This is a genomic window from Sorangium sp. KYC3313 (assembly GCF_052075895.1).
GTDB lineage: Bacteria > Myxococcota_A > Polyangia > Polyangiales > Polyangiaceae > Sorangium > Sorangium cellulosum_B.
The window spans coordinates 1,166,744-1,181,443 of the sequence record NZ_CP197255.1; the positions used below are offsets into that span (position 1 = coordinate 1,166,744).

Annotated in this window: 9 protein-coding genes; 4 read left to right on the plus strand and 5 right to left on the minus strand. The window is 73.5% G+C overall.

Going from position 1 to position 14,700, the window contains the following annotated elements; translation table 11 throughout:
- Positions 1-130 precede the first annotated feature (130 nt).
- From ACSRUE_RS04610 to ACSRUE_RS04620, 3 genes are all read right to left on the minus strand, one after another.
- Positions 131-2,257, minus strand: coding sequence for an ATP-binding protein (locus ACSRUE_RS04610; protein WP_441293058.1), 2,127 nt, complete (start codon positions 2,255-2,257; stop codon positions 131-133).
- 217 nt (positions 2,258-2,474) lie between these two features.
- Positions 2,475-3,794: a FecR domain-containing protein gene (locus ACSRUE_RS04615; RefSeq protein ID WP_441289965.1), complete on the minus strand. Its 1,320-nt coding sequence runs from the start codon at positions 3,792-3,794 to the stop codon at positions 2,475-2,477.
- Positions 3,791-4,543, minus strand: a complete 753-nt coding sequence (locus tag ACSRUE_RS04620) for an RNA polymerase sigma factor (protein WP_441289966.1) — start codon at positions 4,541-4,543, stop codon at positions 3,791-3,793. Before ACSRUE_RS04620 ends, ACSRUE_RS04615 begins: the two co-directional genes overlap by 4 nt.
- 336 nt (positions 4,544-4,879) lie before the next feature.
- Between ACSRUE_RS04620 and ACSRUE_RS04625 the strand changes: the two genes are divergently transcribed.
- Both ACSRUE_RS04625 and ACSRUE_RS04630 read left to right on the plus strand, forming a co-directional pair.
- Positions 4,880-5,089, plus strand: coding sequence for a hypothetical protein (locus ACSRUE_RS04625; RefSeq protein ID WP_044967283.1), 210 nt, complete (start codon positions 4,880-4,882; stop codon positions 5,087-5,089).
- Positions 5,090-5,370: 281 nt separating this feature from the next.
- On the plus strand, positions 5,371-6,456 hold the full coding sequence (locus ACSRUE_RS04630) for a hypothetical protein (RefSeq protein WP_441289967.1): 1,086 nt from the start codon (positions 5,371-5,373) through the stop codon (positions 6,454-6,456).
- A gap of 66 nt (positions 6,457-6,522) precedes the next feature.
- Here ACSRUE_RS04630 and ACSRUE_RS04635 read toward each other — a convergent pair whose 3' ends face one another.
- Both ACSRUE_RS04635 and ACSRUE_RS04640 read right to left on the minus strand, forming a co-directional pair.
- On the minus strand, positions 6,523-7,677 hold the full coding sequence (locus tag ACSRUE_RS04635; RefSeq protein WP_437762843.1) for a ferritin-like domain-containing protein: 1,155 nt from the start codon (positions 7,675-7,677) through the stop codon (positions 6,523-6,525).
- A gap of 243 nt (positions 7,678-7,920) precedes the next feature.
- Positions 7,921-9,261 carry a serine/threonine-protein kinase gene (locus ACSRUE_RS04640; protein ID WP_441289968.1) on the minus strand — a complete coding sequence of 447 codons (1,341 nt, stop codon included), beginning with the start codon at positions 9,259-9,261 and terminating at the stop codon, positions 7,921-7,923.
- Between the two features lie 437 nt (positions 9,262-9,698).
- On the opposite strand from ACSRUE_RS04640, the gene ACSRUE_RS04645 reads away from it, so the two are divergent.
- Together ACSRUE_RS04645 and ACSRUE_RS04650 are read left to right on the plus strand one after the other, a co-directional pair.
- Positions 9,699-10,412 carry a hypothetical protein gene (locus ACSRUE_RS04645; protein ID WP_441289969.1) on the plus strand — a complete coding sequence of 238 codons (714 nt, stop codon included), beginning with the start codon at positions 9,699-9,701 and terminating at the stop codon, positions 10,410-10,412.
- Between the two features lie 7 nt (positions 10,413-10,419).
- Entirely contained in the window at positions 10,420-14,694 is a 4,275-nt protein-coding gene (locus tag ACSRUE_RS04650; protein WP_441289970.1) for a serine/threonine-protein kinase, read from the plus strand.
- Positions 14,695-14,700 lie beyond the last annotated feature (6 nt).

Consider the following 14,700-nt stretch of genomic DNA (forward strand, 5'->3'; position numbering starts at 1 on the left):
CACCTCACCGTGGCTGCTCTGGCCGGACGTATCCGCCGCGGCGCGCTGTCGGGCGAGAGCGGCCGCGCGTTCGCGGATTATTTCGCTGCCAGCGCTCACCCCACAGGGGAGCGCGGCGGGCCTGCCCGGGTCACGCCTCCTGGCGGAACGCGGCCACGAGCCAGTTGACGTGACGTCCGGTGTCGTCGTCGCTCGAATGGCGCTTGAACAGCGGCATCCTCAGGATGCGCACGTGATCCTGGAGGTTCGTCTTGAAGGGCGAGCCCTGGATGGGCGTCCCGTCGGGCCGCACCTGCCGCCCCTCGATCTTCATCTTCTTCAGCACCTCGAGGGACGCGAGCCGCAGGAGCTCATAGGCCCTGTCCGGGTCCTTGCAGCTCACGGAGACGATGAGCTTGCCGAACGTGGGGTCCTTGTTCACGAGGACGTCCCCCGCCTCGAAGCCGCAGTCGAAGCGGACCTTCAGGTCGGTGAGGCCCTTCTCCTCGAGCGCCTCGCGGATCGCGTCGGTGTCGGGCAGCGCGATGCGATCGAAGATACCCGCGTTGGGCAAGAACAGCCCTTTGCCGCCGTCCCGCGAGTCCCTGAGATCGGGATTCCAGCTCTCCGCGTTGATGCGGAACTCACGGCTACAGTGGGTCTGCACCACGTGGTCCTGCTCGAAATCGATGGGTTGCCCGTCCGCGATGCGCATCTGCCACGCGACGAGGTTCACGGGGACGCGGCTGCGCTTCCGCTTGATGGCGTAGCTCTCCTCGCTGACGGGGTGCTCCACCTGGATCCGCGTGTTCATCTCCAGGAAGTAGAACTTCCCTTCCTTGAACATCAGCTCGACGGTGCCCGCGCCCACGTAGCCCACGCGGTCCGCGATCTGCACGGCGAGCCCGCAGATGCGGTCTTCCAGGCCCGGGTACCGCCGGAGCAGGGCCGGCGGCGCCTCTTCCTGGATCTTCTGGCTCGCGCGCTGCTCGCTGCAGTCGCGCATGCCGAAGTGCCGCGCGTTGCCGTAGCGATCCCGCAGCACCTGCACCTCCAGGTGGATCGTCTCCGGGATGTTCTGCTCGAACATCACGCCCGGCTGCCAGTTGTACGCCTTGATCTCGCCGAGGACCTTCTGGATGGCCTGAGGCACCTGCTCCACCGTCGGGATGACGGCCTGCCCGCGGCCGCCGCCGCCGTTGGCGGCCTTCAGCCGCCCCGGGAACGTGAAGCGCCCAGCCGCGTGGGCCTCCAGGACGATCCGCTGGATCTCGCCCGGATCGTCGCTGTCGATGACGATGCCCGGCGTCACCGCGGTCGGGTCGAAGTCCTGGGCCATCAGGCGGAATTTGCGCTTGTCGCCGGCGCTCTCCACCACGTCCTGCATCGGGCCGACGAAGACGATGTTCTTCTGGCGGAAGTGCCGGATGGCCGCGGCGTTCTCCGCCAGCGGGCCGTACCCGGGGTAGAGCCCCGCGCGCGACAGCTCCTCCTGCCAGCCGTCGCCGAAGCGCCGCTCGAACTCGGCCCTCACCTTGTCCGCGATCTGGGTGAAGTTCGCGTAGCTCTCGCGGAAGCTCCCCTCGAGCCCCACGCCGAACCCGCCGCCCTCCCGCGCGATCCGCAGCTGCAGCGCGTTCGCGTCGTCCTGCAGGCTGTAGAGGACCACGGGGATCTTGCCGAGCACGATCGCCTCCCGCGTCGCCCGCACGCCCATCTCGCCCTTGTCCGCGACGAGGACGTACTTGAGCTGGCCCGCGCTCACCGTCGTGGCGGGGTAGCTGTCCAGGCGATGCACGGCGGCGTACAGGAGATCCAGCGCCTGCGCGTCCTCCCGCAGGAGGTCGCCGGCCCGGGAGCGCAGGAGCTCCGCCGCCTGGTCGCGGAGCGAGGGCTCGTCCTGCTCCAGGATCAGGAACTTGAGGAGCCGCTCGTCGTCGAAATCACGGCGCTTCAGCGCGCGGAGCAGCCCGCCCTCCAGGTAGCGGGCGAACCCGTCGCGGTCCGCGGCCGTGAGCGCCGCGCGCGTGTCCCGGATCCGCGCGAGCAGGCCCTCCGCCGCCGCGAGGAGCTCCTGCACCTGCTCCTCGTCGAGGAGCGCCCTGCGCAGCGCGGCTTCCAGGGGGCGCTGCCAGCCGAAGTGCGCCCGCCACACCTCGCCGTTCGCGATGAGGTACCGCAGCCCGAGGAGGCGGTGCGCGTCCTGGCCGCCGGCCAGCGTGCCCAGATCGAGCAGCACGAAGCCAGGGACGCCCATCGCCGTCGTGAACGCCTCCATCGAGGACACATAGCCGCCTCGAGGCAACACCAGCTTCCACGACGGGAGCGATTGAACGTCGTTGCGAGCGGGTAGAGAGCTGGTGCGGACGGCGGTGGTCATCCTGAGCGGTTCTCCGGCGCGGCGAGCGACCAAGCAAGCGCAGAACCGCCGGGGGTGTCAAGCATGTCCACCGCGCTCGGCGGAGCGCGATCGACGAGGACGGGCGCACCCCGCTCTACGGCGTCGGGCTCGCGTCCGGGGCCGGCGGAGGCTGGGGCGGCGGGGCGGCGTGCTCCTCTTCCTCGGCCGGCTCCTCGCCGGACTCGCCGGAGACGATCCGCTGGACGTCCTCGCACCGGCCGTCCGGGTACTTGGCCACATACTCCCTGGCCATCTGAGAGGCCTCGTCCTTGTGGCCGGCGACCACCTCGGCGCGGATGCGCTTGCAGAACGAGTCCTCCGCGAGGTTGCCCTCGGGCGACAGCGAGCGCGCCTGCTCGTAGTACCTCGCCGCCAGCGCCTGCTCGCCCATGCTCGCGTGCATGTCGCCGAGCTTGTAGGCCGCGATCGGCGCGTTCGCGTCGCTCGGGAAGCCCTCGACCACGCGCGCGAACGCGCGCATCGCCGCGGCGCGATCGCCGCCCTTCCCGCGCAGGAGGTCGCTGAGGTCCATCAGCTCCCTCGCCGTCTTCGCGGAGGCGATGGCGCCGTCGATGCCGCCGCTCTGCTGCTGCAGGCTCTGCAGCGCCTCGGCGGCGTTGCCCGCGTTGTACCGCGCGCGCCAGTCCGGCGCGGAGGCGGAGGCGGAGGCGGCCGGCGCGGCGGCCGCCGGCGGCTCGATCGGCGCCACCTCCGCGCTCGAGCGCGGGAGCGACGAGGCGCGGGCGCGCCGGGGCTCCGGCGGCGCCACGACCGCGATCCGCTGCCGGATCGGCACGCCCTCCTCGGCGTCGCCGCGCCCGAGCTCCCGCGAGCCGGCCGGCGACGTGAGCTTGACCGAGCCATCCGCGACGTTGACGTCGATCGCGTCGACGTTGTGCTTCACGCGCAGCACGCTGCCCGCCGCCGCCGCGAGGCGGGCCTCGCCGGCGACGATCGCGAGCGCCGCCGTGCGCGTCCCGCTCACGGTGTCGAGCCACGCCTCGCCCTGCACGAGCCGCAGCGTCAGCGCGCCGCCGTCCGCCTGCTCGACCTCGACGGTCGTGCCCGCCGTCAGCGAGATCCTCCCGCCGCCCGGCAGCTGGAAGGTGCGCCCCTGCGAGCCCGCGGCGAACACGTCGACCAGCGACGGCGCGTCGTCGGCCGGCGCCACGGCGGTGGGCGCGGGCGCCGCGCGCTCGTCGCTCCAGATCGCCTTGCCGAGCCACAGGCCGCCGCCGAACGCCGCGAACGTCGCCGCCGCGAGCATCGCGGCCATGCCCGCGCGCCGCGGCGACGAGCGCTCGCGCGCCCCGAGGTCGTGCTCGATGCGGTCCCAGACGCGCGCGATCCGCTCCTCGGTCGCGTGGTCGCGCAGATCTGCCGGGGCGATCCTGGGTAGCCCTCGCCGGCTCATGATGAGACCTCGTTGCTGGTTGAGTCTACAAAGTGACCGTCGAGGAACTGCTGCGCCCGCGAAATCCGCCGCTTGACGGTCGCGAGCGAGCAGTCCGTCATCTGCGCGACCGTCTCGAGATCGTGCCCCTCCACCGCGCGGAGGATCCACGCGATCCGGTCGTCCGCCGGCAACGTCTGGAGCAGGGCGTAGATCTGCGCGATCTGCGCGCGCGCGTGGGGCGACGCGGCCGGGCTCGCCAGCGCGTCGAGATCGACCGGCTCGCTCGACTTGCCCATCCCGAGCACGCCGAGCAGCCGCGCGCGCCGCATCCGCGAGCGGACCTTGTGGACGATGATCGACCCGAGCCAGGCGCGGAACGCGGCGGGATCCACGAGATCGTCGAGGCGCTCGAAGGCGCGGAGGAACGCGTCGTGGGCGATGTCCTCCACGTCGCGCGCGGAGCCCTCGATGCGCGTCGCGAGGTGGATGGCGAAGGCGGCGTGCCGCCGGTAGAGCTGCTCGAGCGCGCCCACGTCCCCGCGGGCGCCGAGCACCACGAGCTGCGCGTCCGGCAGCTCCGCGAGGCCCGCGCCGCGCTCGGCCGGCCCGGCCGCGGCGGAGGACCGCCGGTCCCGCGCGCGCGCCCCCCCGAACCGGCCATCGCCGCGGCCGCGCTCCTCCGGAGCGAACGCGGACCCGGCGTCGCCCATGCCCTCCTGGGCCTCCGCGGCCGGGGCAGCCGGGGCGACCGGTTCGACAAGGCGCAAGCGCCCTCGCTGAGGTCTCAGAGCCATGCGTTCGTACCAGGGGACATGACTGGAAATGTACAGCAGACGGTGATCGCGATGCCCTCGCGGGAGGCGCGGCAGCGGCCCGGGCGGAGCGCCGCGCCCTGGGCTCCTGTCCAGAGCGGCATCAGGAGCGCCCCGAGCTTCCCACACTTTTCTAAGACGCCTGGTCGGGCCCGGGCGGCTCATCGAAAAAACTGTGAGCCGTTCTGGCCCCCCGCGGCGTCTGGGTGGTGGCCGCCGGATTTGCGTGCGGCTCACACGCCTGTTTGGTTGTGAGGGTGGCCTGACCGCCCTCTTTTTCGGAGGATTCCCATGAAGAAGCTCGTTCTTGCGCTCGCCGCCGTCTCGTCCCTCGTCGTCGCCTGCGGCGGCAGCGCCCCGGCCCCGACCGACCCGGGCGCGGCTCCGGCGGCTGACCCGGCGGCGGCGCCGGCGGCCGACCCGGCGGCGGCCCCCGCGGCCGACCCGGCGGCGGCCCCCGCGGCCGACCCGGCGGCGGCGCCGGCCGACGCCCCCAAGTGAGCTCTCTGCGCGGCACGCCGCTTCCTGGGTGAAGCGCGCACCGCGGAGCGCTTTGGGCGACGCCTCTCCGGAGGCGCCGCCCTCTTTTATTTTGTGCCCCTCGTCCGGCATGCGCCCGCGGCGCCGGCGCGCCTGTGCTTTGGCGCCATCCGCGGGCCGTCTCCATGTATGTTCCGTCCGCGCGCGTTCCCGTGGACGGCTCATCGCGGCGCCCCTGCAGCCCGCGAGCCGGTCCCGCTCCTTCTGACGACCCGACCTCTCGTGTCCCCGGGGCTGATCGTATGGGTACCACAAGCCGGCTGAGCTTCCTGCTGCGGTCCGGGCGGCATCGCCCTGGCTTCCTCTCCTCGCGCGCCTTCGCCTGGTCTGCGCTCGTCGCCCTCGCGGGGGCCTCGCTCGGGGCGGGCTGCGGCCGCACCGAGACGTGGGAGTACGACAGCTCGTCCGGCGCCGAGCCCTCGGCGTGCGGCGACGGCGCCTGCAACGGCGCGGAGGACTGCCGCTCCTGCGCTTCCGACTGCGGCCCGTGCCAGGGCCAGGGGTGCGGCGACGGCGCCTGCTCGGGGACAGAGACGTGCGCGACGTGCGCGAGCGACTGCGGCCCGTGCGGGGGGTGCGGCGACGGCGCCTGCAACGGCGCAGAGGACTGCGGCAGCTGCGCCGAGGACTGCGGCCTCTGCCCGCGCTGCGGCGACGCCGCCTGCGATCCGGCGAGCGAGTCGTGCTCGACGTGCCCGGGCGACTGCGGGGTGTGTCCGAACTGCGGCGACGGCGTGTGCAGCGGCGCCGAGACGTGCGCGACGTGCCCGGGCGACTGCGGCGTCTGCCAGGGCTGCGGCGACGGCGTCTGCTCGCCGCGGGAGGACTGCCGCTCGTGCGCCCCCGACTGCGGCGTCTGCGAGGCCTGCGGCAACGGCGTGTGCAACACCGGGCTGGAGAGCTGCTTCTCTTGCCCGGACGACTGCGGCGCCTGCGCCACGTGCGGCGACGGCATCTGCTCGGGGACGGAGACGTGCGCGTCCTGCCGGCGCGACTGCGGCGTGTGCTCGGTGTGCTCGAACGGCGTCTGCGAGAGCTTCGAGACCTGCGGCATCTGCCCCCAGGACTGCGGCGTGTGCGAGCCCATGGACTGCCAGGAGGTGGTCACCTGCGCCGCCCGGTGCATCGACAGGGAGCGGATGCCGCCGGAGTTCAGCGTCGCGTGCGTCTCCAGCTGCGTCTCGCGGGGCTGCCCCAACGCTCAGTTTTTCGCCGATCAGGTCCTCTCGTGCGCCTTCAGGTCGCTCGCCGCCTGCAACGGCGACTTCGCCTGCATCCAGAGGCGGTGCGGCGTCGAGCTCTCGGCCTGCGCCCGGTCCACCTGCTGATCTCCCCCCGGGGCCGGCGCGGGCGTCCGCCTCTTTCGCCCCCGGACGCCCCCGGGCGCCCTCGCCTCACGCGTCGTCGAGCAGCTCCTTGGCGGTCAGCTCGCTGGCCGCCCGCCCGTGCTCGTACTCGAGCAGGCCGAGCGAGGCGTAGCGCGGCCGCATCCGCGGGGACAGCAGGCCGATCCGCTTCAGGTTCGGCACGATCCGCCTGAACATCGTCCGGCGGAAGAACCCCATCAGGTCGCTCTGGAGCATGAGCTCGTCCCACGCGCAGCGCGTCATGCGGTGAGCGTAGAACTCGTCATAGAACTCGTGCGCCAGGAAGCGGTTGCGCAGGAGCACCGACAGGTCGAACGCCCAGTCCTCACGCTCCCTCCGCGCCCGCTCGTCGATGCCCTCGCGGTAAAACCTGCTCAGCGCGAGCACCCCGTAGTGGACGTGGCGCGCCTCGTCGGTGATCACCGACCGGAGGACGTCCTTGAGGAGCGGCTCGCTCGTCATCTGTCGAATCGAGCCGAACGCGCCGAGCGCCAGGCCCTCGATCATGATCTGCATGCCGAGGAACTTCATGTCCCACCGGCCGTCGCTCATGATCGCGTCGATGACGACATAGAGGTTGTCGTTGATCTCGTAGAGCTTCTCCAGCTTCTGCGTCAGGTAGGCGTGGAACACCTCGACGTGGCGCCCCTCGTCGGCGACCTGCGTGCTCCCGTAGAGCTTCGCGTCGAGCGACGGCACGCACTCCGTGATCTGCGAAGCCGCGAACAAGGCGCCCTGCTCGCCGTGCAGGAACTGGCTCAGCATCCAGGAGAGCAGCCCGTGGCGCTGCGTCGCGCGCTCCCGCTCGGAGAGCCTGCCCCAGGCGGGCAGCTTGGACGGCGGCATCCAGCTGTCGGGCAAGAGCGGCGTTGCCGGGTCGAGCCAGTCGACGCTCCGCGACCAGTCGAGGTCTGTCGCAGCGTCCCACTGGGACGTCTTGGCGAGGTGGTAGAGCCTCGCCATGTCGGGGTCGTCCCGCCCGTAACTCCAGTTAAAGCTGGCCTCGTATCCAACCGAGATATCGGTCGAGACCACGCCCTTGCCCCGCCGCTGGACGAAGCCGCGGAAGGCGGGCCCGAGGAGCGAGGCGAGCACACGGACGTTACCGCTGCTCGATGCGTCGCGAAGGAGAGGGGCGGAATCGAGGAGGGTCTGGAGTGCTTGCTGGAGGCGTATGGACATGAGAGCTTTCCGGAGCGGCGAGGCGCGGGCGCGAGGCCGAGCGACCCGCGGGCGGCCCTTATAATGGCACCTATCATCGAGCGGCAATCGCCCCTCGCTCGTTTTTGCGTCGTCATATCGACTCCGGGAGCTCCCGAGTCGGCCATGGGGTCCACGCCGAGCGCGCGCCCGTCGCCGACCTGACATCGCGCGTCGCGGGGGCGCGGCGCGCGCATCTCCGGCGCTGGCCGCGCGCCCTCCGCGTCAGAGCGCGCGGCACCGCAGCGTCGGCGCCGGCGAGGAGCAGTGCCCGGAGAGCTCGCCGATCAGCAGGAGCCCGGGAGGCCCCGCGGAGAGCTCGAGTCCGCCGATCCCGCGGACCGCCGCCTCCGTCGCGCAGAGCGCGTGCACCGCGTCGACGGGCGCCCACGCCCCGACCCGGGCCAGGTCGCCGCCGATGATCTCCGGATGGATCGCCGAGCGCACCACGACCTGCGCGGCGTGCAGGCACAGGTTCGTGTGAACGCGCGTGTCCGGGCCGCTCCTCAGCGCGATCTCCTCGTGGAGCGAGGCGGCGATCTCGATCACCGCCGCGCGCTCCAGCAGCGACTCGCGCAGCTCGCTGGAGAGGAGGCGCACGGCGAGGATCTCGCTGCCGGTCACGGAGACCAGCGTGAGCCCGGCGTCCCGGAGGCGCTCCTCCGCGAGGTCGAGCACGAGGCCGAGCTCCTCGGCGAGCGCGTCGTCGAGATCGTCGGCGTCGGTGCGCACCCGGAGATCGAGGTAGATCGCGATCGCGTCGGTCTGGAGCTCCGGCATGCTGCTCCGCCCCGACGTCGGCTCGCCGACCGCCTCGCGCAGCGTGTAGAGGAAGCTCTTCACCGAAGGATAGCGGTGCTCCGGCTGCTTCTCCATGCAGCGCAGCACCACCGCGTCGAGCGCGGGCGGCAGCGGGGTCCGCCGGCTCGGGCGCGGCGCGGGCTCCTCCAGGTGCTGTCGGAGCAGCTCGGTCGCGTCCGGCGAGTAGAACGGGAGCTTGCCCGTGAGGAGCCTGTGCAAGAGGACGCCGAGCGCATACACGTCCACGCGCGCGTCGAGCACGCCGCCGAGGATCTGCTCGGGCGCCATGATCGTGAGCGTGCCAGGCGCCCTCCCCGCCGTGGTGAAGCCGCTCGCCCCCTCGTCCGGCTCCATCAGCTTGGCGATCCCGAAATCGAGGAGCTTGACCGCCCGCGGGGCGCCCCGCGAGACGAAGATGTTGCTGCCCTTCACGTCGCGATGGATGATCCCGGCCGCGTGCGCCGCGTCGAGCGCCGAGCAGACCGGCTCGAGCAGCTCGAGCGCCTGCTCCGGCGAGAGCCGCCCCTCCTGCCGGAGGAGCACGTCGAGCGTCACCCCGTCGAGGTGCTCCATCACATAAAATGGCCGGCCGTCCGCGAGCTCGCCGGCGTCGTGAATCTCGACGATCCCCGGGTGATTGAGCAGCCGCACCACCTCGATCTCGCGCAGAAAGCGCTTCACCATCTTCGGCGACGCGGCGAGCGTCCCGTGGAGCACCTTCATCGCCACGCGCGCGCCGGTCCGGAGGTGAATTGCCTCGTACACGGCCCCGCATCCGCCCCGGGCGATGGGCGACACAACGCCGTACTCACCCGCCCGCGTGCCGCACTGCAGCTCGCCTCGGGAAAAGGACCTCTCCTCCAGTGAAAACGCCCGTGTCTCGTTATCTCGTGTCGCCAAAGCATCCATCGTCATACCCCCCCCGATGCGACTAAGGGCTCACCCGAGCTAGGATTTTCTCCGCGCCAGACGGCCGGGTTGGCGCTACACGCCGCTTCGCCAAGTGGTACAGTAAATCCATCGTTATCCTTACGGTAGCCTATTCCATCTGCTAGCAGAACGGGCGGGGAGGGGGACAGATGAAGAGGCGAATTCGAGCGCTGTGCGCGCACACGTTTCTGTTGGCTTCAGTGCCGTGCTGCGGTGGCAGCGACGGATTTCCAGCGGAGTGGGGGTCGGTCGACGAGGTCTCAAGTGCGCTCGTGAATCACAACGCGCTCAACCCGAACGCCCTCAACCCGAACGCCCTCAACCCGATTGCGCTCGCCCCGAACAGACTCGCCTCGAACGCCCTCTCGGCGGCGGTCCGCGCCTCCATCACCCGCCCCGGGGAGCTCGGCGCGATGTCCAGGCAGCTCCTGCAATACATCGTCGGCTGCGCGCTGACCCCGTCGCAGTCGTTCAGGTTCTCGTGGCGCGACGAGCTCGGCGAGCTGCGCGAGGAGGTCTACCCGGGTTACCTCGGGCTCGCGGCGAGCTGGGCCATCGCGCCGCTGAGCGAGTCCCGGGAGCGGTGGGTCTCGGCCTGCGTGGCGTCGCGCGCCAACCGGGCCGGCGTCTCCGTGATGATCTCGTCGCGCGCGGCGCACCTCGCCCTCAGGCACCCCGACGCGAGCGAGGTCGAGTCGTATCCGATGGAGGAAGGCGCGTTCTGGGGCGATCTGTTCGCGACCCCGCCCCGCCTCTATGCCTGCTACAACGAATCCAACGTGGAGCGCTCTCGGGCCCTCAGCAGGGACTGCGCCGCGGGGCTCCCCGAGCCCGGAGGGGGCGTCCGAGAATGCCCGAACATTCACATCGTGGGCTCATGCGATCTCGCGTGTGACGCGCCCAGCGCGGCCGACGGCTATCGCCCGAGCTGCACCGACGATCGAGGCGAGTCGTGGCCCGCGGTGATTACGACGTTCCTGCCATGAGGCCCCCATGTTGCCCGATGCTCGTCGAGGCGGAAGCGCGGCTCGCTCCGGGGCGCCCACCGCGCGGTGCAAGGAGTGCGGCCGGCGCGTCGCGCACGCGGATCCGGGGTGCCCGGAGCACGGCCCCGTGGTGCGGCAGGCCAGCCCGGAGCCCGGCGCGCCCGGCGGCGCGGACGAGCCCAGCGGCAGCTGGCTGAGCGCGACCGCGCTGCCCAGCATCGAAGGCTACCGGGGCGTCCGGCTCGCCGGCGCAGGCGGGTTCGGGGCCGTGTTCTCGGCCGAGCCCGAGGAGGGCGGCCCGACCGTGGCGATCAAGGTCGCGCGCGCCGGCCAGCCGGACGCGAGCGCGCGCCTCGTCAAGGAGATGCGGGCCCTCTACGACGTCGGCCCGCCCCACGTGCCCGCCGTCTACGGGTGCGGCCAGCTCGCCTCGGGCGCGCCGTACTTCGTCATGGAGTACCTCGACGGCCCCACGCTCGCCGACCGCCTCGTGGCGCGCGGGGTCGCCGGGCCGATGCCGGCGCGCGAGGCGTGCGCCCTCGCGCGCGCCGCGCTCCGGGCCCTCGAGGCGATCCACGCGCGCGGCTACGTGCACCGCGACGTCAAGCCGGAGAACATCTTCGTCTACGGCGCGCCGCTCGCCGCGCGCGCCGGGGACGGCGGGCACCGCGCCACCATCATCGATCTCGGCCTCGCCGCGGGGAGCCGCGAGCCGTCGCCCGGCCTCACCGCCGAGAGCGACGCGCCCGGCACCGCCGAGTACATGGCCCCCGAGCAGTGCGACGGCCGCGGCGACGTCGACGCGCGCGCGGACGTGTACGCCCTCGGCGCCGTGCTGTTCGAGCTGCTCACCGGCAAGCCGCCCTTCTGGGGACCCCCCGCCCTGGTGCGGCAGGACCACCTCAGCCGCCGCCCCCCGCGGCCCTCGTCGATCGCGCCGATCTCGCGCTCGCTCGAGGAGATCGTGCTCCGGTGCCTCGCGAAGGACAGGGGCCAGCGCTTCGCGAGCGCCGCGGCGCTCGGCGCCGCCCTGGAGAGCTTCGAGCGCGGCCACGAGCGCCGCCCGGGGCACCTCCGGCGCCCCACCACCGATCCGCCGCCGCCGAGCGCCCGCAGCGTCGAGCGACGCGCCGTCGCGCTCCTCTTCTTCGAGGCCAAGCTCGACGTCGTGGCCCTCCAGCGGAGGCTCAGCGCGCTGGGCGGCGAGCTCGCCCACGCCGCGGGCGGCCGCTTCGTCGCCGTCTTCGATCACGCGGACGGCGCGAGCCCGCTGCGCCGCGCGGCGCACGCCGGCCGCGAGCTCGAGCAGCAGCGCGTCCTCTCCCGCGGGCTGCTCGACCTCGCGACCGTGTCCGTCCAGCCGCGGCCCGACGGCACGCGGCGGTTCCTGAGCCCGCTCTTCCACCGGGAGGATCGGCTCGCGGCGGGCGGCCCTCCGGGCCTCGCCCTGTCGCCGGCGGCCGCGGCGGCGCTCGGCGACGACGCCTCCCAGACCCCGGGCGACGGCCTCCCCCCGCCAGGACCGGCCTCCGCCCGGCCCATGCTGGCCGCCGCCCTGCCCGACGCCGACACCGCGTTCGACTCGAGCTCCCAGCCGCTGTTCGGCCGGAACGACGTGCTCGACGCGCTGGTCGCGGGCGCGCGCGACGCCGTGGCGACCGCGACGCCCACCATCGCCAGCGTCATCGGCGTGGCCGGCCACGGCAAGAGCCGCCTCGCCGGCGCGCTCGCGCAGCGGCTGCGCGCGCTCGAGGGGCGCGCCGAGGTGATCGAGCTCCGGACCGGCGAGCCGGTCGCGGGCGGGGCCGATCGCGTCGTCCGGGAGATCCTGCAGCGGGCGCTCGCGCTGCCCTCGTCCCCTCCGGCGGACGGCGGCAGCGCGCTCCTCCGGCGCCGCCTCGCGGGCGCGCAGCAGGCGCGGCTCGGGGCCGCCGTGGCGCTCGCGCTCGGCTGGATCAGCGACGACCCGCTCGCCGAGGAGCGCTACCCGGAGCTCCGCGCGCTCTCCGCGGCGCCCGGCGCGCTCCGCGCCGCGCTCTCCGTGGCCGCCGGCGAGGCCCTCCGCCGGCGCTCGCGCCGGACGCCGCTCTTCGTGGTGCTCGACGACGCGCACGTGGCCGACGACGCGGCGCTCGCCGCGCTCGAGTACGCGGCGCTCGCCGAGGCGCAGGCGCCGCTCTTCATCTGCGCGTTCGGGCGGCCGAGCTTCGAGAGCGCGCGCCCCTCCTTCGGCGAGCGCGCCGCGCGCCACGAGACCTACCGCCTCGAGGCGCTCGATCGCGAGAGCGCGATCGCCCTGTGCCGGCGGCTGCTCCTGCCCGCGGAGGACGTGCCCGAGCCCGCGGTCGCGCACCTCGTCGAGCGCGCGCAGGGCGTCCCGCTCCTGCTCATCGAGCTCGTGCGCGGCCTCAAGCGCGGGGGCGTCGTGCGCCGGCACCCGCGGGGCGACGCGTGGTACCTCGCCACCGACGAGCTGGATCGGCTCCCCGACATGCCGCTCCTCGACTGGCTGGCCCTCGGCGAGATCGACGCGCTCCCGCCCGCGCTGCAGGCGCACGCGCGGCTCATCGCGCTGCTCGGCCCCGACGTCGCGGTCGCCGAGGCGGCCGGCGTGCTCCACCGGCTCGACGAGCACGGCGAGGCCGACGACCTGCCGCTCGACGCCGCGGTCGCCGTGAAGCGCCTGATCGCCGCGGGCCTCCTCGTCCAGGACCGGCGAGGCCGGATCGGCTTCCGCCACGCGCTGGTCCGCGAGGCGGTGGCCCGCGCCGCGCCCGAGCCGCTCCGCCGGCGCGTCCACCTCGCGGCCTTCAAGGTGCACCGCGACGCCGCGAGCGACGAGGCCGGCGAGCGCGACGCGCCGCACCTCAAGAACGAGCGCCTCATCCCGTTCGCGTACCACGCCGCCCAGGCGGGCCTCGGCGAGATCGCGGAGATCGCCTACCTCACCCTCGCGGAGCGCGCGCGCGCCCGGCACGCCTACCTCGACGCGGAGACGCTCTACAGCCGCGCCCTGGAGCAGCCGATCGAGCCGACGGCGCCGGGCGGAGGCCCGCCCAGCCGCCGCGCGCCGGGCGGGGTGCGCCCCGACCGCGCGGCCGCGCACCGGGGCCGCGGCCTCATGCGCTACCGCCTGGGCCGCTACCACGACGCGCTCGCCGATTTCGCCAGCGCGCGGGCCATCGCGCGGGCGCGCGGCGACGTCCCGGCGCAGATCGACATCCTGCTCGACGAGGCCACGGCGCTCGACTGGATGGACGAGTTCAAGAGCTCCGAGGAGCGCGTCGAGGAGGCGGGCGTGCTCGCCGAGGAGATCATGCTGTCGCCGGCGCTCGCCGCGCGCCTCGCGCTCGGCGCCGGGCGCACGCTCCACCGCTTCAGCCGGGAGGAAGAGGCGGCCGCCGCGCTCGAGCGCGCGGCGGCGTCGGCCGCCTCGCTCGGCGACGAAGGGTACGAGACGCTCGTCATCTCGCTGCTCATGCTCGGCTTCGTCCTCCAGGGGCTCGGCCGGCTCGACGACGCCGAGGACGCGCTCGGCCGGGCGATCGCGCTCTGCGAGGCGCACCACGACACGCTGCACCTCTGCGTCGTGACGAACAACCGCGCGCTCCTCTGGGCGTGCCGCGGCGACAAGGCCCGGATGATCGCCGACCTCGAGCGGGTGCTCGCGCTCGCGCGCGACCTCGGCCAGGGCGCGCTGGAGCGGGTCGGCGAGTACAACCTCGGCGAGTACCTCTACCTCATGGACGACCTCGCGGCGGCGGGGCCGCACATCGATCGCGCGCTCGAGATCGAGCGGCACCGTTTCTGCGGGATGTGCCGGCCTGTCGCCCTGCTCCTCAAGACCCGGTTCCTCTTCTTTTGCGGCGAGCAGGCCGAGGCGCGCGCGCTGTTCGAGCAGATGCGCGGGATGCAGGAGCGCGCCCTCGACGAGGGCCAGGCCGACGCGCTGATGGTCCCCTCGGAGGAGGTGCTCTGCGCCATGATCGATCTGGCCACGCAGGACAGGGGCGCCGCGGACGACGCCGCGTGGGACGCGCTCGTGGACCGCTCGGCCCAGAGCTCCGTGGGCCAGGAGCACATCGAGGTCCTCGAGATCCGCGCGGTGACCGCGCTGCGCCGCGGCCGGCTCGCCGCCGCGCGCGCCGCGCTCTCGGCCGCGCTCGCGGCCTCAGCGCGCATCCCGAACGTGATGGGCGACCGGCTGCGCCGCCACGCCGCCGCCATCGCCGAGCGCGAGGCGGCGGAGGCCGCCCTGGATCAGCCGACGCAGCCGGCGTAGGCGGGC